Annotated in this window: 1 protein-coding gene; it reads left to right on the plus strand. The window is 56.7% G+C overall.

Translation table 11 applies throughout. The annotated features are described in order from the left end of the window. Positions 1–159: 159 nt before the first annotated feature. Positions 160–1,015 (plus strand): IclR family transcriptional regulator (locus U5A56_RS36840; RefSeq protein ID WP_257776153.1); only part of this gene is annotated, 856 nt, incomplete at its 3' end.

A 1,015-nucleotide genomic window follows, 5' to 3' on the forward strand; every position in this document is an offset into this window, starting at 1 on the left:
TAATATACGGACCTAGTTTCGCACCGAAAGTCCATTTTTCGGACCGTGACGGTATCTTTACCTATTTGATGCCTTTATTTAAACACCTAAACTGGTGTCATCCAATAAAGGTTTTCACCATTCAGTTGGTCCGAATATTGGACCCTTGGAGGCCGAACGATGTCGAATGAACATGGCGGTGACGGGCAAGCCGCCGGAACTGCAGCAAGCCAGACCCTGGACCGTGCGGTGCAAGTTCTGCAGTTGGTTACGGGCTCCCGTACAACCGGTATTGGGCTTTCGGATCTTGTGAAAGCAACGGGACTGACCAAGCCAACTACGCGGCGACTTCTCCTCGCGTTGATAGAAAATGGCTTGGTGGAGCAGCAGCCAGAGGACCGGCGGTACTACGCCGGCGCAGAGACTTATGCATTGGGAGTCCTTGCCGCGGAGCGTTTCGGAATTCGCCGGCTGGCGGCAGACAGCCTCGTTCGAATTGCTGCGCGCAGTGGCGATGCCGCGCTTCTAAGTGTCCAACGGGGGTATGAGTCGGTTTGCCTCGCGCGGGAGGAGGGTACGTACCCCCTTCGCTCCCATGTGCTGCAACCGGGAGATCGGCATCCCATTGGGGTCGGCGGTGGTGGGTTGGCCCTACTCGCAATTTTGTCTGATGAGGAAGTCGAGCGGGCGTTGGCGGTCAACGCCGCCCGCTTCGCTTCTGATTACCCCGGGCTTACCTCAGAACTGCTGAGGCATCAGGTTCAAGAAACCCGCGAACGAGGTTACGGTTTAAACCCGGGGTTAGTCGTGAAAGGCTCGTATGGGATAGGAGTCGCGTTACATGATCCTCGCAGCGGCATATCGGCGGCATTGACGATCGCTGGGGTTGAAAGCCGCTTCACGGGCGCCCGGATTGAGGAAATGGCCGCGATCCTTAAGGAAGAAGTAGAGCAGTTGGAGATGCGCATGCAATGCGCTAACACAAGTCCCGGAACCGCTAAAAAGCGCTCTGCTGAGAAGCGCGATGCGTCATATC

Source organism: Burkholderia sp. BCC1998 (assembly GCF_905339875.1).
Classification (GTDB): domain Bacteria; phylum Pseudomonadota; class Gammaproteobacteria; order Burkholderiales; family Burkholderiaceae; genus Burkholderia.